Here is an 18,833-nt window from a genome sequence, read left to right as displayed (position 1 = left end):
CCGGCCGCGGCGACGCGGCCGGGAAGGAAGGCCCCCATGCACAGCAGCCCACTGGCCGGACGCACGGTCGTCATCACCGGAGCCGCCCGCGGTGTGGGCGCCGCGCTGGCGCGCGAGACCTCCCGGCGCGGCGCCCGGGTGGCGCTCCTCGGGCACGAGAAGGGCTCCCTCGAGGCCGTCGCCGCGTCCCTGCCGGGGCCGTCCCTGGCCGTCGCGGCGGACGTCACCGACCTGGACGCCCTGCACGCCGCCGCGGACACCGTACGGTCCGCCCTCGGCCGCCCGTCGGCCGTGGTGGCCAACGCGGGGATCGCCGAGGGCGGCGCGTTCCTCGCCTCCGACCCGGCCTCCTGGCGCCGCGTGATCGAGGTCAACCTCACGGGCAGCTCGCACACGGCCCGCGTGTTCCTGCCGGACCTGCTGGAGACGGCCGGCTACCACCTCCAGGTGGCCTCCCTGGCGTCGATCGGCGCCGCCCCGCTGATGAGCGCCTACTGCGCCTCGAAAGCGGGCGTCGAGGCCTTCGCGCACTCCCTGCGGGCGGAGGTGGCGCACCGGGGTGTCGCCGTGGGCATCGCCTACATCAACTGGACCGACACCGAGATGATCCGCGACTTCGACCGGTACGACGTGCTGCGGGAACTGCGCGGTCACATGCCCGCGCCGGCCCGCCGCGTGTACCCGGCGGAGGTCGTGGCCGCCCGGCTGGTGCGGGCCGTGGAGCGCCGCCGCACGGCCGTCTACGCGCCGGCCTGGCTGCGGCTGACGCAGCCGGTGCGCCCGGCCCTGCCGCCGGTGGTGCTGCGGGTGACGCGCCGCACGCTGCCCCGGCTGGAGGCCCGGGACCCGCTCCGCTCCACCGGGCCGCTCGGGGCCGGGGGCGAGGCCGACCGCAGGGCGGCGGACCACCGCTCCTGACACCGGCGTCCCGCCCCCTCCCGGACGGGCGGGCCCATGCCGGACACTGGAGAACGGGAGAAGGGAGGCCGACCGTGCTGACCGAGGTCCGTGAGCAACTGGGCCGGGCCCTGTTCCGGCGCGTCGCCGGCCCGGGCGGACCGCAGACCCGCGCCCGCATCCACGACACACCGGGACCGCGCTGGTTCGGCCCCGACCGGCCGATCCGCACGGTCCACGGCGACGCCTCCATGTTCATCGGCGGGCTGACCGCGCTGCTCCTGCAGTCCCTGCACCCGCTGGCCATGGCGGCCGTAGCCGGGCACTCCGGCTACCGCGGCGACCCGTGGGGGCGGCTGCAACGCACCAGCACCTTCCTGGCGGTGACGACCTACGGCACCGCCGACGACGCGCAGCGGGCCGTCGACCAGGTACGCGCCATCCACGAGCGGATCCGCGGCACCACGGCCGACGGCGAGCCGTACCACGCGGCCGACCCGCACCTGCTCGGCTGGGTCCACGCAGCCGAGGCGTACAGCTTCCTGCGCGCCCACACCCGCTACGGCGCCCGCCCCCTGGACGCGGCCGGCCAGGACGCCTACGTCGCCGACACCGCGCGGGTCGCCGAGGCCCTGGGCGCGGTCGACCCGCCGCGCGACCGCCGCGAGCTGACCGGGCGGCTGGCCGCCTACCGGCCCGAGCTGCGGGCCACGCCCGAGGCGCGGGCCGCCGCCCGCTTCCTGCTGTTCCGGCCGCCCCTGCCGCTGGCCGTACGGCCCTTCTACGGCGGGCTCGTCGCCAACGCCGTCACCGCGCTGCCCCCCTGGGCCCGCTCCCTGCTGTGGCTGCCCCGGGTCCCGGTCGTCGAGGACCTCGCCCTACGACCCGCCGGCCTCGCCCTGACCCGGACCATCCGCTGGGCCATGACCCCGCCGCCCCAGGAGACGTGAGCCCGCCTCACCGGGTGCGCGCGGGGTCCGGCCCCGGCCGTACAGATGAGTAAGGTTCACGGCGTGTCGGCCGAACGACGACGGACGCCGGGGGCACCGCGGTGGCCCGGGCCTGCGGGCCTGCGGGCCGGAGCGTACCCGCGGCCGGGCACGTCGAACGAGGCGGCGCGTGTCGGGAGTCCCCGGCGTGCCGCGCGCAGCCTACGGAGGCGGAGGAACCCGGTGAGACTGACGATTCTGGGCGGCGGAGGCTTCCGCGTGCCGCTGGTGTACGGGGCCCTGCTGGCCGACCACGCCGAGGGCCGCGTGACCAGCGTCGTCCTGCACGATCCGGACGCGGGACGGCTCTCGGCGGTGACGCGCGTCCTCGCCGAACAGGCCGTGGGTGTCCCGGACGCCCCCGAGGTGAGCGCCACCACCGACCTCGACGAGGCGCTGCGCGGCGCCGACTTCGTGTTCTCGGCGATCCGCGTCGGCGGCCTGGAGGGCCGGGCGGACGACGAGCGCGTGGCGCTGGCCGAGGGCGTCCTCGGCCAGGAGACGGTCGGCGCCGGCGGCATCGCCTACGGCCTGCGCACGGTGCCGGTCGCCGAGGACATCGCGGCGCGCGTGGCCCGGCTCGCCCCCGGCGCCTGGGTCATCAACTTCACCAACCCGGCCGGACTGGTCACCGAGGCCATGTCCCGCCACCTGGGCGACCGCGTCATCGGGATCTGCGACTCACCGGTCGGCCTCGGCCGCCGCATCGCCCGCGTGCTGGGCGTGCGGAACCCGGGCGAGGCGTTCATCGACTACGTCGGCCTCAACCACCTCGGCTGGGTGCGCGGCCTGCACGTGGCCGGCCGGGACGAACTGCCGCGCCTGCTCGCGGACCCGGCACTGCTCGGCTCCTTCGAGGAGGGCAAGCTCTTCGGCGCCGACTGGCTGCGCTCCCTGGGCGCCGTCCCCAACGAGTACCTGCACTACTACTACTTCAACCGTGAGGCCGTGAGCGCCTACCGGCAGGCGGAGAAGACCCGCGGCGCCTTCCTGCGCGACCAGCAGGCCCGCTTCTACGCCGAGGTCGCGGACCCGGGGACCTCCGCCCTGAAGGCCTGGGACGACACCCGTGCCGAGCGCGAGGCCACCTACATGGCCGAGAACCGCGAGAGCGCGGGCGCGGGCGAGCGCGACGAGGACGACCTGTCCGGCGGCTACGAGAAGGTCGCCCTCGCCCTGATGCGGGCCATCGCCCGCGACGAGCGCACCACCCTGATCCTCAACGTCCGCAACCGGCACACCCTGTCGGTGCTCGACGGCGAGGCCGTCATCGAGGTGCCCTGCCTGGTCGACGCCAACGGCGCCCACCCCCTCGCCGTCGACCCGCTGCCCGGCCACGCCACCGGGCTGGTCTGCGCGGTCAAGGCCGTCGAGCGCGAGGTCCTGGCCGCCGCCCGGACGGGATCCCGCGCGACGGCCGTGAAGGCCTTCGCACTGCACCCCCTCGTCGACTCCGTGAACGTGGCCCGCAAGCTGGTCGAGGGCTACACCGAGGCCCACCCGGGGCTGGCGTACCTGAGATGAACGCCGTCGGGTGAGTGCCGTCCCCCGTTCGCTCCCGCCCGCACCGGATTGACCCACGAAACCGGCAGCGGAATGCCCCCTGCCTCGGGTCACCCGGCTGCCTAGGCTCGTCATCATGACGACGACGCAGCAGCAGACGTCCCCCGCCCGTGACTTCCCGCCGGTCCTCACCCGCGCCGCCGAGGCGGAGCAGACCCGTGACCCCAGCAGTGTGATGACCCTCCTCGCCGACTCCGCGGACACCGGCGGCCGGCTCACCAGCTACCGGTCGACCTTCGCCGAGGGCGCGGTCGGCGCGCCCGCCCATCTGCACACCCAGGCGGCCGAGCTGTTCTTCGTGCTCGACGGTGCGCTCCAGGTCCTGGTCGGCGAGGAGATCACCGTGCTGCGGGCCGGCGACTTCCTGCTGGTGCCCCCGCACACCCCGCACGCCTTCGCCGCCGCGCCCGGTGAGACGGCCGACGTGCTGTTCGTCTTCACCCCGGGCGCGGGCCGGTTCGACTACCTGCGGCTGCTGGGCCGGGTGATGCGGGGCGAAGCCGCCCCCGAGGAGATCGCTGCCTCCTCGGAGCGCTTCGACAACCACTACGTGGACAGCCCCGTCTGGCGCGAGGCGCTCGCAGCCAGGTCCTGAAGGGGCGCCGCGGCCGCTGCGCCCGCGTCGACCGGGCCCGCCGGGGCGGGCACCGCCGGGAGCGGCTCGCAGGCCGCCTGCCGCTGCTTCGGGACGGACACCGGCCGCAGCGGGCGCGGCCCGGACACCACCGTGTAGTCCTGCCCCAGGAACGGCGGGACGATCTCGCCCGGGTCCTCGCCGAGGGCCAGTCGCACCGCGGCCCACGGGGCGTTGACACCGCACAGGGACAGCTGGTGCAACCCTCCCGCCGGGCGGGTGTTGACGTCCATGAGCACGGGCCGCTCGCCGAACATGCGGAACTGGATGTTGGACAGGTGGTGCAGACCGAAGCCCTCGGCGATCCGCCGGGCCGGCTCCAGCCACTGCTCGTGCAGGGTGAAGCCGCGGCGCCGGCCGTTCTTGGTGCGGCCGACGGCCAGCCGGACCCGGTTGTCCGTGCCGGTCAGGCAGTCCACCGACACCTCGGGCTGCTCCAGGCGGGGCATCACCAGCCAGTCGACGGGCTCCCCGGCCCCGTGCAGTGCCTCCAGCACCAGGTCGAGCGGCACGTACGGGCCGGGGAACCCGTCGAGCTGGGCCAGCGAGAAAGGGCTGCGGGTGATCACGCGGAAGCCCACCCCGCCCGCCCCGGAGGCCGGCTTGAAGCAGGCCCGGTGCCCGGCGGCCTCCAACTCCTCGACCGCGGCGAGGAGTTCTTCCGCAGTGCGGACCCTCCACCAGGGCGGTACGGGCACGCCGATCGACTGGACCGCCTCGTAGGCGACCACCTTGTCCGCGAAGAGGGCCACCGCCTCGGGCGTCGGTGCCAGCAGCGCGGTGCCGGCCGCCGTGAACTCGGCGCGGTGCGCCACGATCGCCGCCTGGTGGAGCCGGGGCACGAACACGTCGATGCCGCGCCGCGCGCACTGGTCCAGCGCGTACTCGACGTACCCGGCCGGGGACAGGTTCCCGGGTTCCGGCTCCGCGGTGTCGGCGGCGGCCAGGACGGGCGAGTCCGGGTCGCCGTGCGTGGCGTGGATCTCGACGGCCCGGTCGTCGGGATTCCTCCGCAGCTGATCCATGAAGAACACGTTCTCCGCGTACGTGCGGTTGAGCCAGACGCGTACGCGAGAGACCATCCGGGCCGCCTTTCACGGTTCGCGGGCAGGGCTCGGCGGCCCGTGCCCGGGCAGGAGGAGGGAGGGTCACCAAACCGCCCTGCTCGAAGGGGAGTTCACGGCGGCGGTGTCGGGGCGATCATACGGCTTCCGCGAGCCGTGTCGTGCCACGCCCGTGGGAACGATCGCGCCGCCCGCCGGGCACCCGGCCCGCCTTGTCGCCGCGGCCCGTGATGTGATCTCTTGGGCAGGCGTGCGCAGGGGCACTCGGAGGGGGCGAAGATGATGTCGACGGCCGAGGGTGCGGGGCAGCCGCCGTCCGCCGGCGGCCTGTCGGCGGGCCGGCCGCCCGCCGCCCGTGAGCGCCGTCAGCCGCTGTCCGCCGCACCGGCTCCGGACGGATGTGCCGCGGCGCCCCGAGTGAGCGAGGAACGGTGATCGAGGAACTGCTGCCCCCCGCCGTGGTGACGGTGGAAGCGTACGGCCGGGACGCCGCGGCCGCCGAGCTCTTCCCCGAGGAGGCGGCGGTCCTGACCCGGGCGGTCGCCAAACGGCAGCGGGAGTTCGCCGTCGTGCGCTCCTGCGCCCGGCGTGCCATGGAGAAGCTCGGTGTGCCGCCGCAGCCGGTCCTGCCGGGGGAGCGGGGCGCCCCGGGCTGGCCGGCCGGGCTGGTCGGCAGCATGACCCACTGCGACGACTACTGCGCCGCGGCGCTGGTCCGCGCCTGCGACCTGGCCTCCCTGGGCATCGACGCCGAGGTCCACGAGCCGCTGTTCGAGGAGGTGCTGTCGACCGTGGCCCTGCCGGCCGAGGTGGAGCGCCTGCGGCGGCTCGCCGGCCGGCGTCCCGACGTGCACTGGGACCGGTTGCTGTTCAGCGCGAAGGAGTCCGTCTACAAGGCGTGGTTCCCCCTCACCCGGGAGTGGCTCGACTTCACCGAGGCGGACGTCGAACTCGCCGAGGACGGCAGCTTCCGCGCGGCGCTCCTCGTCCCCGGCCCCCGGGTGGGCGGCCGCCGCCTCGACCACTTCGAAGGCCGCTGGACGACGGGCCGCGGCCTGATCGCCACGGCCGTGGCGGTCCCGCACGCCTGAGCGGGACCGCGTCACGCACCCGGGCCCCGGCCGGTGCGGCTCCCCGGGACTCGCCGGCTCAGGGCCCCGGTTCCGGGCACCAGCTCTCCAGGAGGCGGAAGAACGCCTCCTCGTTGCCGGTCAGGCCCGCCTCCCGAAGGGCCTGCTCCGCCTCGGCGAGCACCGCGGGCGGGACGACGGGCGGGCCGCCGTCCCGGTCGAAGGCCGCCCGGACGGTGTGCAGCAGACGCAGGTACGCCTGGACGGCGGTGCGTTCACGGTCGGTCAGTACGGCGGTCGGCATCGGTCGGCTCTCCCCGTGTCGGCGTCATCGGTCCCGCGCCCGCCAGGGCACGACGCCCCGCACAGCGGTGCGCACCCCCAGCTTGCCGCCCACCACTGACAATCCGGTCCCGCCGCCCTCCGGTTCGCCCGCTCGGCGCAGACGCGACCGACCGCGCCACCCGCGCGGGCGGCCGTCAGCCCTGCGGGCCGCGGTACCCCAGGGACGCCTCGATGCGCCCGGCCAGGTGGTCGCGCTGCGCCGGGGCGCGGGACGCGGAACCGGCCAGCCAGGCGCGGCACTTGCTGGCGAGCAGCAGTCCGAAGCTCTCCGCCTCGCGCTCGTCGTCGAGGTCGAAGCGGGTGCGCGCGGCGACCTTCAGCACGGTCGCCTGGAGGTCGGCGCGGTCGTCGAGCAGCCGGGCCGCGACCGCCGCACCCTCGACGTGGTGCGAGCAGTGCCCCGCCTTCATGTGCCACAGCTCGTGTCCCAGGATCACCAACTGGTGCTCGGGAGCCGTGCGTTCCTCGATCACCACCAGGTCCTGCTCGGCCATGTCGAGCCAGAGCCCGCTCGCGGTGCCGGGCGGGAAGGCGGCCGTGCGGAAGCGCACGGGGCGGCCGCGGCGTCTGCTCATGCCGTCGCACAGCGCGGCGTACAGCTCGTCCGGACGCGCCGGCGCGGGGAGGGTCAGCTCCGCGACCAGCTCGCCGCACAGGCGGCGCATTTCCCTACCGATGCCCACAGCTCTCCCCACGGTCACGACTCGGGCCGCTTGACGCTCTCCAGGAGCATGTCCAGCCACTCCGCGACCTTGTCGCGGTGCTGGTCGGTGGGCAGCTGCGCGGCACGCCAGGCGATGCCGCGCACGCCGTGGTCCTGCAGCAGCCGCTCCAGCGGGTCGTCGACCGCCGCGGCAGCCTGGCGCTCCCGGTCGGCGAGCTTCTGCAGCAGCTCCTGCTCGGTGTGCTGCAACGCGCTCACCAGGGCCTCGGGATCCTCGGCGGTCAGGAACCCGGCGTGCACCCGGAAGAACCGCTGCAGCGCGTCGCAGTGCTCCATGGTCGGCCGCCGGTCGCCGTTGATGAGGGCGCCGGCCTGCTGCCGGGACATGCCCGCGCCGTCGGCGATCTCCTGCTGGGTGTATCTGCGGCCGTTGGGCTTGAGCCGGGTGCGCCGCAGCAGGTCCAGACGCTGCAGGAACCGGGCCTGCACATCCGGCTCACCGGCCGGCCGGCCGCTGAGCAGCGCCTTGACCACGGGCTCCGGCACCCCGGAGGCCGCGGACAGCCGGCCGGTGTCGAAGACCTCGGCGTGCGGCACGCCGAGCCGGTCGGCGAGCGCGGTGACACGGGAGACGACGGCCGGCAGCACAACAGCCTGCGTGGCGCCCGGACCTTCGACGAAGCCACCCGTCACCGACAGATCTCCTACGTCTCTCACAGGCTTCTCACATATAGATGCCGTGACCTACCCCGGCGTGAACTGACCGGAGCGTAGCCGGTGCCTCGAACTCACATCCAGGTCTCGCCACAACTGTGGCCAATTTCAGCCGTCAACAGCCGCGGAATGCCACGATAGTTGACACGCCTCCGCTGCGGGCAGCAGGATCGGGGCGCCGCGTCAGGGCCGCACAGGCAAGAGGGGTGACCTCCCGATGGCATATCAGGCAGGAGGGCAGCGGCCGGCACCGCGGCCCGTCGCCGAGACTCCCGAGATCCAGGCCTACCTGGAGGACTACGCCGGGCTGCTGGAGACAGCCGGCTCCCCCTCGCTCGTCGTGGACCACTGCTGGGACGTGGTCCTGGCCAACAGCGCCTTCCGGTCGCTCTTCGCCGCCGTCGGGCCGCACCCGACGGCGATGCCGGGCGACAACTTCCTGCGGTTCGTGCTCTTCCACCCCGACGCACCCGCGGTCCTCGGCGACCACGAGTCCAGCTGGTGCCTGCCGATGCTCGCGCACTTCGCCCGGACCGTGGAGACGCACGGCCCCGATCACGGGCTCCAGTCGGTCCGCCGGGACATCGCCCAGGACCCGATCATGGAGGCCGCCTACCGGCACGGCCTGCCGCACTGGATCCGCTCGGTCGGCGAGGACGCCGTCGAGCAGGACGGCGCCGTACGGCCGCTGCTGCACCCGGACCCGCGGCGGGGCGCCGTCGAGTGCCGGATCGTCGCCGAGACCTCCCGCACGCTGGAGGAACTGGGCTGCACCCGGCTCACGTTCATGTTGCGTGACGCGCGTCGCACGCCGTCCCGGGACCGCCGCACCCGCCGCGCCGCCTCCCACCTCCGGGTCGTCCCCGCCGCCGGCTGACTCCTCGCGGCCCGGGACCCCCGGCGCCGCGCCCCTCGCGGGTCTCTCCGTGCGGGACCCATTCCCAGAGCGTGTGGTGTGTGACATAGTACTGGCGTGAGCAAGCCGCTGACCTGCGATGTCGTGGTGATCGGCGCCGGAGTGGTCGGCGCCGCCTGCGCCTTGTACGCCGCCCGGGCCGGCCTGCGTCCGGTCGTCGTGGACCGCGGCCCGGTCGCGGGCGGGACCACCGGCGCGGGGGAGGGCAACCTCCTCGTCTCCGACAAGGAGCCCGGCCCGGAACTCGAACTGGCCCTGCTGTCCGCCCGCCTGTGGGCCGAGCTGGCCGAGGAGGGGCTGGGCGGGGCCGTCGAGTACGAAGCCAAGGGCGGTCTCGTCGTCGCCGGCGGCGACACGGCCCTGGCCGGGCTGGAGAAGCTCGCCGCCGGGCAGCGGGCGGCGGGGGTGGCGGTACTGCCGGTGCCGGCGACCGGGCTCCGCGACCTGGAACCCCACCTGGCCCCCGGCCTCGCGGGCGGCATGCACTACCCGCAGGACGCCCAGGTGATGCCCGCCCTCGCGGCCGCGCACCTCCTGCGCGCCTCCGGGGCCCGGCTGCTCACCGGCCGGGAGGTGACCGAGGTGCTGCGCGGAGCCGGTGGTGCGGTGCGCGGCGTGCGGACCGACCGGGGCGAGTTGCACGCCCCGGCGGTGGTCAACGCGGCGGGCACCTGGGGCGCCGAGGTGGCGGCCCGGGCCGGAGTCCGCCTGCCCGTCCTGCCCCGGCGCGGTTTCGTCCTGGTCACCGAGCCGCTGCCGCCCCGGATCCGGCACAAGGTGTACGCCGCGGACTACGTCGCCGACGTGGCCAGCGACGCGGCGTCGCTGCAGACCTCCCCGGTGGTGGAGGGCACGCCCGCGGGGCCGGTCCTCATCGGCGCCAGCCGCGAACGGGTCGGCTTCGACCGGTCGTTGTCGCTCCCGGCCGTCCGGGCCCTCGCTGCCGGGGCCACCGCGCTGTTCCCGTTCCTCGCCGGCGTGCGCGCCCTGCGCACCTACGCCGGTTTCCGGCCGTATCTGCCCGACCACCTGCCCGCGATCGGCCCCGACCCCCGCCTGCCCGGCCTCTTCCACGCCTGCGGGCACGAGGGCGCGGGCATCGGGCTCGCCACCGGCACCGGCCGGCTGATCGCCCGGGCGCTCACCGGTGAGCCGCCCGACCTGGACCTCGGGCCGTTCCGGCCCGACCGCTTCCCGCAGGAGGCCCCGTGAATCCCCTGGAGCTGGCGGGCGCCCGGCCCGGCCCCGCCTTCACCGTCACCTTCGACGGCCGCCCCGTGCAGGCCCTGCCCGGGCAGACGGTCGCCGCCGTGCTGTGGACGGCCGGCGTCACCTCCTGGCGGACCACCCGGGGCGAGGGCCGCCCGCGCGGGGTGTTCTGCGGGATCGGCGTCTGCTTCGACTGCCTGGTGACCGTCAACGACCGCCCCGGCCAACGCGCCTGCCTGGTGCCGGTGCACCCGGGCGACACGATCGTCACCCAGGCCGGGTCGGGTCACGGGGAGGTGCGCCGTGCGGACTGAACCCGTGCCGTTCGGCGCCCCGCGCACCGGCCCCGCCGCCGACCGGGGCCGGACCGCCCACCGGGAGGCGCGCCGTGCGCACTGACCTCGCCGTGATCGGGGCCGGGCCCGCCGGTCTCGCCGCCGCCCTGGCCGCGTCCGCACGCGAGGTGCGTGTGGCGCTCGTCGACGCCGCGCCCGGGCCGGGCGGGCAGTTCTACCGGCAGCCCGCAGCCGGTCTCGGCGCCACCCGGCCCGAGGCGCTGCACCACCGGTGGCGGACGTGGCAGCGGCTGCGGGACGGCCTCGCCGCCGCCGCCGTGGACGTCCTGACGGAGCATCACGTGTGGTGCGTGGAACCGGTCTCCGGCGGTTTCACCGTGCACGCCCTGCTCGGCCCCGGGCAGGAGGAGCCCGCCGAGGTGCACGCGCGTGCCCTCCTGCTGGCCACCGGCGGTCACGAGACGGTCCTGCCCTTCCCCGGCTGGACCCTGCCCGGCGTCGTCACCGCCGGAGGAGCGCAGGCCATGCTCAAGGGCGGGCTGGTGGTGCCGGGCAGCCGGGCCGTCGTCGCCGGGACCGGGCCGCTGCTGCTGCCCGTGGCCGCCGGCCTCGCCGCGGCCGGGGTGGGGGTCGCCGCACTCGTCGAGTCCACCGGCCCCCGGCGGCTCGCCCGCCACGCCCGGGCCCTGGCCGCCAAGGTCCCCGAAGGCGCCGGGTACGCGGCCCGGCTGCTGCGCCACCGTGTGCCGGTCCTCACCCGCCACACCGTCGTCCGCGCCCACGGCGAGGACCGGCTGACCGGCGTCACGATCGCCGCCCTCGGACCCGACGACCGCGTCCGGCCCGGCACCGAACGGCGGCTGGAGTGCGACACCCTGGCCGTCGGCCACGGCATGGTCCCGCAGACCGATCTCGCGGGGGCCCTGGGCTGCCGCCTGGACGGACCCGGCGTGGCCGTCGACGCCGAGCAGCGCACCGACGTGCCCGGCGTGTGGGCTGCCGGGGAGGCCACCGGCGTCGGCGGCGCCGCCCTGGCCCTGGCCGAGGGGCACATCGCCGGCAGCTCCGCCGCGGCCCGCCTGCGCGGCACCGACCCCGCCCCCGCGCCCGCCGCCCTCAGGTCCCGGGCACGGCAGCGGAGTTCGGCCACCGCCCTCGACACGGCCTGGGCCCCGCCCGCGCACTGGGCCGAGCAGCTGACCGGCGACACCGTCGTCTGCCGCTGCGAGGAGGTCACCGCCGGCGACGTCCGCGGCGCCCTGGACCTCGGGGCGGGCGACGAGCGGACCGTGAAGCTGCTGACCCGGGCGGGAATGGGCTGGTGCCAGGGCCGCATGTGCCATGCGGCGGTCGCCGCCCTCGCCGGCCGCCGGCCCACCCCGCCCGCACGGCCGTTCGCCCGGCCCGTGCCGCTCGGCGTCCTCGCACGGCAACACACCGAGAAGGGACCGTCATGACCGAACACCGCCCCTGGCGCGGCGTCCTCGTCGCCACCGCGCTGCCGCTCGATCCCGACCTCTCCGTCAACCTCGACCGCTACGCCGAGCACTGCGCCTGGCTGGTGGAGAACGGCTGCGACGGCGTGGTGCCCAACGGCTCCCTCGGCGAGTACCAGGTGCTCACGCCCGAGGAACGCGCCCGGGTCGTCGAGACGGCCGTCGCGGCGGTCGGCGGGGAGCGGGTGATGCCGGGCGTCGCCGCCTACGGCTCCGCCGAGTCCCGGCGCTGGGCCGAGCACGCAGCCGAGGCGGGCTGCCGTTCGGTGATGCTGCTGCCGCCGAACGCCTACCGCGCCGACGAGCGATCGGTCCTCGCCCACTACGCGGAGGTCGCGAAGGCGGGCCTGCCGGTCGTGGCGTACAACAACCCCGTCGACACCAAGGTCGACCTCCTGCCGGAACTGCTCGCCCGGCTGCACGGCGAGGGACACATCCGGGCCGTCAAGGAGTTCTCCGGCGATGTCCGCCGGGCCTACCGGATCGCCGAACTGGCCCCGGACCTGGACCTGCTGGCCGGGGCCGACGACGTCCTGCTGGAGCTGGCCGTCGCGGGCGCCAAGGGCTGGGTCGCGGGCTACCCGAACGCCCTGCCCCGGGCCTCGGCCGAGCTGTACCGGGCGGCGGTGGCCGGTGACCTGGTAACCGCTCTGCCGCTGTACCGGCAGTTGCACCCGCTGCTGCGGTGGGACTCCCGGGTGGAGTTCGTACAGGCCATCAAGTTGTCCATGGACGTCGTCGGCCGCCACGGCGGCCCCTGCCGGCCGCCGCGTGCGGCGCTGCTGCCCGAACAGGAGGCCGCCGTACGGGCCGCCACCGAGAAGGCCGTCGCGGCCGGATGGGCGTAGGGGCCATGCGCAGCAGACTCGTCCTGCACGCCGTCGACTCGCACACCGAGGGCATGCCGACCCGGGTGATCACCGGCGGCATCGGCACCGTCCCGGGCGCCACGATGAACGAACGGCGGCTGTGGTTCCGCGAACACCGCGACGACGTCAAGCAGTTGCTGATGAACGAGCCGCGCGGCCACTCCGCCATGAGCGGCGCGATCCTCCAGCCGCCCACCCGCCCCGACTGCGACTGGGGCGTCCTCTACATCGAGGTCTCCGGTTATCTGCCGATGTGCGGGCACGGCACCATCGGGGTGGCCACCGTGCTCGTCGAGACCGGCATGGTCGAGGCCGTCGAACCCGTCACGACCATCCGCCTGGACACCCCGGCGGGCCCGGTGCTGGCCGAGGTGGCCGTCGAGGACGGGGCCGCCAAGCAGGTCACCCTGCGCAACGTGCCCTCCTTCGCCGTCGGCCTCGACCGCGAGGCGGTCCTGCCCGACGGCCGCTCGGTGACCTACGACCTGGCGTTCGGCGGCAACTTCTACGCCATCCTGCCCCTGGAGCGGTTCGGGCTGCCCTTCGACCGCTCCCGCAAGGACGAGATCCTCGCCGCGGGCCTGTCGCTGATGGCCGCCGTCAACGCCGAGGATCCGCCCGTCCACCCCGAGGACCCCTCGATCCGCGGACTGCACCACGTGTACCTGGCGGCCCCCGGCTCGACCGCCGCCCACTCCCGGCACGCCATGGCCATCCACCCCGGCTGGTTCGACCGTTCGCCCTGCGGCACCGGCACCAGTGCCCGGATGGCGCAGTTGCACGCACGCGGCGAACTCCCGCTGCACACCGAGTTCGTGAACGAGTCCTTCATCGGCACCCGCTTCACCGGCAGACTGCTCGGCACGACCGAGGTCGCCGGCCGGCCGGCCGTCCTGCCCAGCTTCACCGGACGGGCCTGGATCACCGGCACCGCCCAGTACCTGCTCGACCCCGACGACCCGTTCCCCGCGGGATTCGTCCTGTAGGCCGGGCACGCCCCGCGCACACGAGAGGAACCACGACCGACATGGCCCCGCAGCACACCCCCGCCCTGCCCGTGCTCGGCAGCAGGAAGCCCAGCCACCGGGAGCGGGTCGCGGACGCGCTGCGGGCCGCCCTCATCGCCGGTGAACTGCGGCCGGGCGAGGTGTACTCGGCCCCCGGCCTCGCCGCCCGCTTCGACGTCTCGGCGACGCCGGTGCGCGAGGCCATGCTCGACCTCGCCAAGGAGGGACTGGTCGACACCGTGCCCAACAAGGGCTTCCGGGTCACCGCCGTCTCCGAGCGGCAGCTCGACGAGTACACGCACGTCCGGCGGCTGATCGAGATCCCCACGACGGCGGGGCTCGCGGCGACGGCCGACCCGGCGGCCCTGCGGGCGCTGCGCCCGGTGGCCGAGGAGATCGTCACCTCCGCGGCCGACGGCGACCTCATCGCCTACGTCGAGGCCGACCTGCGCTTCCACCTCGGCCTGCTGGCCCTCGCCGGCAACGGCCACCTCGTCGACGTCGTGCGGGATCTCCGGCGCCGCTCGCGGCTCTACGGGCTGACGGCGCTGGTGGAGCAGGGACGGCTGCGTGCGTCCGCCGAGGAGCACCTGGAGATCCTCGACGCCCTGCTGGCCCGCGACGAGGAGGCCGTGCGCGCGGTGATGACCCGCCACCTCGGGCACGTCAGGGGGATGTGGGCCGCGCCCTGACCCCCTTCTTGCGCAGTTGCGCAAGCAGCTTGCGTTGCTTGCGCTAGTCTTGCGGGCATGACGCGACGACTTGCCGAGGTGGCGAAGAAGGTCGGGGTCAGCGAGGCCACCGTCAGCCGGGTGCTCAACGGCAAGCCCGGGGTCTCCGAGCCGACCCGGCAGGCGGTGCTCTCCGCCCTCGACGTCCTGGGCTACGAGCGCCCCACGCAGCTGCGCGGCGAGCGCGCCCGTCTGGTCGGCCTGGTCCTGCCCGAGCTGCAGAACCCGATCTTCCCGGCGTTCGCGGAGGTCATCGGCGGGGCCCTGGCCCAGCTCGGACTGACCCCGGTGCTGTGCACACAGACCCGCGGCGGTGTCTCCGAGGCGGACTACGTGACGCTGCTGCTCCAGCAGCAGGTCTCCGGCGTGGTGTTCGCCGGCGGCCTGTACGCCCAGGCCGACGCCCCGCACGACCACTACCGGCAGCTCGCCGAGCGGCACATCCCCGTCGTGCTGGTCAACGCCGCCATCGAGCACCTGGGCTTCCCCGGAGTGTCCTGCGACGACGCGGTCGCGGTCGAACAGGCCTGGCGGCACCTGTCCTCCCTCGGGCACGAGCGCATCGGGCTGGTGCTGGGCCCGGCCGACCACGTCCCGTCGGCACGCAAACTGGCCGCCGTACGGGCCGTGGGGCACGTGCCCGACGAGTTCGTCGCCCGCGCCATGTTCTCCATCGAGGGCGGACACGCGGCGGCGGCCCGGCTCATCGACCGGGGCGTCACCGGCTTCATCTGCGCCAGCGACCCACTGGCCCTCGGCGTCGTGCGCGCCGCCCGCCGCAAAGGGCTCGACGTGCCCGCGCGGATCTCCGTCGTGGGCTACGACGACTCCGCGCTGATGAACTGCACCGAGCCCCCGCTCACCACGGTCCGCCAGCCCATCGAGGCCATGGGCAAGGCCGTCGTGGAGCTGCTGAACGCCCAGATCAGCGGTGGTTCGGTGGCGGCCGACGAGCTGCTGTTCGAGCCGGAACTGGTGGTGCGCGGCTCGACGGCCCAGGCACCGCGCATCTGAGATCCACCCTTCTGTCGAACAATTACAGATTCCGCGCGACATCTTGCGGACAGATGTCGCCGGTGCTTGAGTGTGCGGCGCCCCCGCTCCCGTCCTGAGGCGTCCACCCGCTCCTGCCCTAAGGGGTCCACCGATGACAAGCACCGGGATCCGCCGTACCGTCGCCGTGATCGGCGTCAGCGCGCTCGCGCTCACCGCCTGCGGCGGCGCCGACGGCGACTCCGCCAGTGGCAAGACCCGCATCACGGTCAACTGCATGCCGCCCAAGAGCGCCAAGGTCGACCGCGCGTTCTTCGAGGAGGACGTCGCCGCCTTCGAGAAGCAGAACCCGGACATCGACGTCGTCCCGCACGACGCGTTCCCCTGCCAGGACCCCAAGACGTTCGACGCGAAACTCGCCGGCGGGCAGATGGAGGACGTCTTCTACACGTACTTCACCGACGCCCGGCACGTCGTCGACATCGACCAGGCCGCCGATCTCACGCCGTACGTCAAGGAGCTCAAGAGCTACGGCACCGTCCAGAAGCAACTGCGCGACATCTACACCGTCGACGGCAAGGTCTACGGCGTCCCGCGCACCGGCTACTCGATGGGCCTGATCTACAACAAGGCCCTCTTCGAGAAGGCCGGCCTCGACCCCGAGCGGCCCCCGGCGACCTGGCCCGAGGTCCGCAGCGCCGCCAAGAAGATCGCCGGGCTGGGCGGCGGCACCGTCGGCTACGCCGACTACAGCGCCCAGAACCAGGGCGGCTGGCACTTCACCGCCGAGCTGTACTCCCAGGGCGGCGAGGTCGTCGACGCCGCCGGCGAGCGGGCGACCGTCGACAGCCCCGAGGGCCGCGCCGTGCTGCGGACCCTGCACGACATGCGCTGGACGGACGAGTCGATGGGCAGCAAGCAGCTCCTGGTCATCAACGACGCGCAGCAGATGATGGGTTCGGGCAAGCTCGGCATGTACCTCGCCGCCCCCGACAACATCCCGATCCTGGTCAAGGAGAAGGGCGCGGACTACGAGGACATCGCCATCGCCCCGATGCCCGGCGGCAGGGCGACCCTCGTCGGCGGTGACGGCTACATGTTCAGCAAGAAGGCGAGCCCCGCCCAGATCCGCGCCGGGCTCAAGTGGCTGGACCACATGTTCCTCACCCCCGGCGACGGCTTCCTCGGGGACTACGCCCGCGCCAAGAAGAACGACGCCCCGGTCGGACTGCCCGAGCCGCGCCTGTTCACCGGCGCCGCCGACGCCAAGGACCAGCAGGTCAAGAAGGCCAACGCCAATGTCCCGGTGGAGAACTACCAGCCCTTCCTGGACGGCAACCAGAACCTCGGCATGAAGATCGAGCCGCCCCACGCCCAGCAGATCTACTCCGTGCTCGACGGGGTCGTCTCCGCCGTCCTCACCAAGCGGGACGCGGACATCGACCGGCTGCTGAAGGACGCCTCCGGCAAGATCGACGGCATCCTGGCACGGGGCTGAGCCCGGTGAAGCACCCGGGACCCATCCCGACGAGGACCACCGACCGGCCGCTCGCCCGGGCGATCGCGGTCCGCCCGGTCCAGGCACCGCCCCCGGCAGGGGGCCGGGGACGGCGCCGCCGCCTCGCCGACCAGGGCCGCGCCTACGCCTTCCTCCTGGGCGGACTGATCTGCTTCGCCCTGTTCTCCTGGTACCCGGCGATCCGCGCGGTCGTGATCGCCTTCCAGAAGTTCACGCCCGGCTCCGATCCCGAATGGGTCGGCACCGCCAACTTCACCCGCGTCGTACAGGACCCGGAGTTCGCCGCCGCCTGGCGCAACACCCTCACCTTCACCGTGCTCGCCCTGCTGATCGGCTTCGCGGTCCCCTTCGTGCTGGCCCTCGTCCTCAACGAGCTCCGGCACGCCAGGGCGTTCTTCCGCGTCGTGGTCTACCTGCCGGTGATGATCCCGCCGGTGGTCAGCGCCCTGCTGTGGAAGTGGTTCTACGACCCCGGCGCCGGTCTCGCCAACGAGGCGCTGCGGTTCCTGCACCTGCCCACCTCCAACTGGTCCAACGGCGCCGACACCGCGCTCGTCTCCCTCGTCATCGTGGCCACCTGGGCCAACATGGGCGGCACCGTGCTGATCTACCTGGCCGCCCTGCAGTCCATCCCCGGCGAGCTGTACGAGGCGGCCGAACTGGACGGGGCGAGCCTGCTGCAACGCGTCCGGCACGTCACCGTCCCGCAGACCAGGTTCGTGATCCTCATGCTGATGCTGCTTCAGATCATCGCCACCATGCAGGTGTTCACCGAACCGTTCGTCATCACGGGCGGCGGCCCGGAGAACGCCACGGTCACCGTGCTGTACCTGATCTACAAGTACGCCTTCCTGTACAACGACTTCGGCGGGGCCTGCGCGCTGAGCGTGATGCTCCTGCTGCTGCTCGGCCTGTTCTCCGCCGGGTACCTGCGGCTGACCCGGACCGACGGGGAGGCGGCATGAGCAGCACCCGCACCCTGGTCTCCCCGGCCGTCCTCGCCCGGCCGCGCGGCAGGGCCGTGTACTGGACCGTGTTCACCGGCGTCGTCCTGCTGTTCGCGCTGGCCTTCCTCTTCCCCGTCTACTGGATGGTCACGGGCGCGATGAAGTCGGCCGACGAGGTGGCGCGCACCCCGCCCACCCTCGTCCCGGACACCTGGCGGACGTCCGGCTACACCGACGCCTGGGACCTGATGCAGTTGCCGACGCACCTGTGGAACACGGTCGTGCAGGCGGCCGGGGCGTGGCTGTTCCAGCTGGTGCTCTGCACCGCCGCCGCCTACGCCCTGTCCAAGCTGAAGCCCGCCTTCGGCAACGTCGTCCTGGCCGGCATCCTGGCCACCCTGATGGTCCCGGCGCAGGCCCTGGTCGTGCCCAAGTACCTGACCGTCGCCGACCTGGGCCTGCTCAACGACCCGCTCGCCATCTGGCTGCCGGCCGTCGCCAACGCCTTCAACCTCTACCTGCTCAAGCGGTTCTTCGACCAGATCCCGCGGGACGTCCTGGAAGCGGCCGAGATGGACGGTGCCGGGCTGCTGCGGGTGCTGTGGTCGATCGTGCTGCCCATGTCCCGGCCCGTGCTGGGCGTGGTGTCGATCTTCGCGCTGGTCGCCGTGTGGCAGGACTTCCTCTGGCCCCTGATGGTCTTCTCCGACACCGGCAGGCAGCCGATCAGCGTGGCCCTCGTCCAGCTGTCGCAGAACATCCAGCTGACCGTGCTCATCGCCGCCATGGTGATCGCCAGCATTCCCATGGTCGCGCTGTTCCTCGTCTTCCAGCGGCACATCATCGCCGGGATCAGTGCGGGCAGCACCAAGGGCTGACGCCGCCGACCCCCCTTACGACGAAAGGCACC

General features: G+C 74.1%; 20 protein-coding genes. 16 read left to right on the top strand and 4 right to left on the bottom strand.

Annotation, left to right across the window (positions count from 1 at the left end; all coding sequences use genetic code 11):
* The first annotated feature begins 36 nt into the window (after positions 1–36).
* The 4 genes from ACH4C6_RS09320 (at position 37) to ACH4C6_RS09305 (ending at position 4,044) form a co-directional block, all read left to right on the top strand.
* On the top strand, positions 37–918 hold the full coding sequence (locus ACH4C6_RS09320; RefSeq protein ID WP_398107901.1) for an SDR family oxidoreductase: 882 nt from the start codon (positions 37–39) through the stop codon (positions 916–918).
* 74 nt (positions 919–992) lie between these two features.
* Positions 993–1,847, top strand: a complete 855-nt coding sequence (locus ACH4C6_RS09315) for an oxygenase MpaB family protein (protein ID WP_398107900.1) — start codon at positions 993–995, stop codon at positions 1,845–1,847.
* A 222-nt stretch (positions 1,848–2,069) separates the two neighbouring features.
* Positions 2,070–3,410, top strand: coding sequence for a 6-phospho-beta-glucosidase (locus ACH4C6_RS09310; RefSeq protein ID WP_398107899.1), 1,341 nt, complete (start codon positions 2,070–2,072; stop codon positions 3,408–3,410).
* A 115-nt stretch (positions 3,411–3,525) separates the two neighbouring features.
* Positions 3,526–4,044 (top strand): cupin domain-containing protein, encoded by a 519-nt coding sequence (locus tag ACH4C6_RS09305; protein ID WP_398107898.1) that lies wholly within the window; start codon positions 3,526–3,528, stop codon positions 4,042–4,044.
* Here ACH4C6_RS09305 and ACH4C6_RS09300 read toward each other — a convergent pair.
* Positions 3,996–5,165 (bottom strand): ATP-grasp domain-containing protein, encoded by a 1,170-nt coding sequence (locus ACH4C6_RS09300; RefSeq protein WP_398107897.1) that lies wholly within the window; start codon positions 5,163–5,165, stop codon positions 3,996–3,998. The genes ACH4C6_RS09305 and ACH4C6_RS09300 overlap by 49 nt on opposite strands.
* Positions 5,166–5,578: 413 nt before the next feature.
* On the opposite strand from ACH4C6_RS09300, the gene ACH4C6_RS09295 reads away from it, so the two are divergent.
* Positions 5,579–6,238, top strand: a complete 660-nt coding sequence (locus tag ACH4C6_RS09295; RefSeq protein ID WP_398107896.1) for a 4'-phosphopantetheinyl transferase — start codon at positions 5,579–5,581, stop codon at positions 6,236–6,238.
* Positions 6,239–6,296: 58 nt separating this feature from the next.
* Here the strand turns inward: ACH4C6_RS09295 and ACH4C6_RS09290 are convergent, their stop codons facing one another.
* The 3 genes from ACH4C6_RS09290 to ACH4C6_RS09280 all read right to left on the bottom strand — a co-directional run bounded on the left by ACH4C6_RS09290 (position 6,297) and on the right by ACH4C6_RS09280 (position 7,919).
* Positions 6,297–6,521, bottom strand: coding sequence for a hypothetical protein (locus ACH4C6_RS09290; RefSeq protein WP_398107895.1), 225 nt, complete (start codon positions 6,519–6,521; stop codon positions 6,297–6,299).
* A gap of 175 nt (positions 6,522–6,696) precedes the next feature.
* Positions 6,697–7,227, bottom strand: a complete 531-nt coding sequence (locus ACH4C6_RS09285) for a toxin-antitoxin system, toxin component (protein ID WP_398107946.1) — start codon at positions 7,225–7,227, stop codon at positions 6,697–6,699.
* A 32-nt stretch (positions 7,228–7,259) separates the two neighbouring features.
* The gene (locus ACH4C6_RS09280) at positions 7,260–7,919 is read right to left on the bottom strand and encodes a helix-turn-helix domain-containing protein (protein WP_398107894.1); all 660 of its coding nucleotides are present in this window, start codon (positions 7,917–7,919) and stop codon (positions 7,260–7,262) included.
* Between the two features lie 238 nt (positions 7,920–8,157).
* Between ACH4C6_RS09280 and ACH4C6_RS09275 the strand changes: the two genes are divergently transcribed.
* The 11 genes from ACH4C6_RS09275 (at position 8,158) to ACH4C6_RS09225 (ending at position 18,801) form a co-directional block, all read left to right on the top strand.
* On the top strand, positions 8,158–8,817 hold the full coding sequence (locus ACH4C6_RS09275; protein WP_398107893.1) for a hypothetical protein: 660 nt from the start codon (positions 8,158–8,160) through the stop codon (positions 8,815–8,817).
* Positions 8,818–8,913: 96 nt separating this feature from the next.
* Complete coding sequence (locus ACH4C6_RS09270) at positions 8,914–10,068, top strand: NAD(P)/FAD-dependent oxidoreductase (protein WP_398107892.1); 1,155 nt, start codon at positions 8,914–8,916, stop codon at positions 10,066–10,068.
* Positions 10,065–10,379: a (2Fe-2S)-binding protein gene (locus tag ACH4C6_RS09265; RefSeq protein ID WP_398107891.1), complete on the top strand. Its 315-nt coding sequence runs from the start codon at positions 10,065–10,067 to the stop codon at positions 10,377–10,379. Before ACH4C6_RS09270 ends, ACH4C6_RS09265 begins: the two co-directional genes overlap by 4 nt.
* 74 nt (positions 10,380–10,453) lie before the next feature.
* Positions 10,454–11,818, top strand: a complete 1,365-nt coding sequence (locus ACH4C6_RS09260; protein WP_398107890.1) for an FAD-dependent oxidoreductase — start codon at positions 10,454–10,456, stop codon at positions 11,816–11,818.
* Entirely contained in the window at positions 11,815–12,705 is an 891-nt protein-coding gene (locus ACH4C6_RS09255; RefSeq protein WP_398107889.1) for a dihydrodipicolinate synthase family protein, read from the top strand. The genes ACH4C6_RS09260 and ACH4C6_RS09255 overlap by 4 nt, the downstream gene beginning before the upstream one ends.
* Positions 12,706–12,710: 5 nt before the next feature.
* On the top strand, positions 12,711–13,712 hold the full coding sequence (locus ACH4C6_RS09250) for a proline racemase family protein (RefSeq protein ID WP_398107888.1): 1,002 nt from the start codon (positions 12,711–12,713) through the stop codon (positions 13,710–13,712).
* A gap of 41 nt (positions 13,713–13,753) precedes the next feature.
* Positions 13,754–14,425: a GntR family transcriptional regulator gene (locus tag ACH4C6_RS09245; protein ID WP_398107887.1), complete on the top strand. Its 672-nt coding sequence runs from the start codon at positions 13,754–13,756 to the stop codon at positions 14,423–14,425.
* A 57-nt stretch (positions 14,426–14,482) separates the two neighbouring features.
* A complete protein-coding gene (locus ACH4C6_RS09240; protein ID WP_398107886.1) occupies positions 14,483–15,478 on the top strand; it encodes a LacI family DNA-binding transcriptional regulator in 996 nt (331 codons plus the stop codon).
* 133 nt (positions 15,479–15,611) lie between these two features.
* On the top strand, positions 15,612–16,955 hold the full coding sequence (locus ACH4C6_RS09235; protein ID WP_398107885.1) for an ABC transporter substrate-binding protein: 1,344 nt from the start codon (positions 15,612–15,614) through the stop codon (positions 16,953–16,955).
* A 5-nt stretch (positions 16,956–16,960) separates the two neighbouring features.
* Positions 16,961–17,941, top strand: coding sequence for a carbohydrate ABC transporter permease (locus ACH4C6_RS09230; RefSeq protein WP_398107884.1), 981 nt, complete (start codon positions 16,961–16,963; stop codon positions 17,939–17,941).
* The gene (locus tag ACH4C6_RS09225) at positions 17,938–18,801 is read left to right on the top strand and encodes a carbohydrate ABC transporter permease (protein ID WP_398107883.1); all 864 of its coding nucleotides are present in this window, start codon (positions 17,938–17,940) and stop codon (positions 18,799–18,801) included. Before ACH4C6_RS09230 ends, ACH4C6_RS09225 begins: the two co-directional genes overlap by 4 nt.
* The last annotated feature ends 32 nt before the right edge of the window (positions 18,802–18,833 follow it).

Origin of the sequence: Streptomyces sp. NPDC017943 (assembly GCF_044328425.1) — a bacterium.
Taxonomy (GTDB): domain Bacteria; phylum Actinomycetota; class Actinomycetes; order Streptomycetales; family Streptomycetaceae; genus Streptomyces; species Streptomyces djakartensis_A.
The sequence above is the reverse complement of the archived record's forward strand: the minus strand, read 5'-3'. Positions and strand labels throughout refer to the sequence as shown.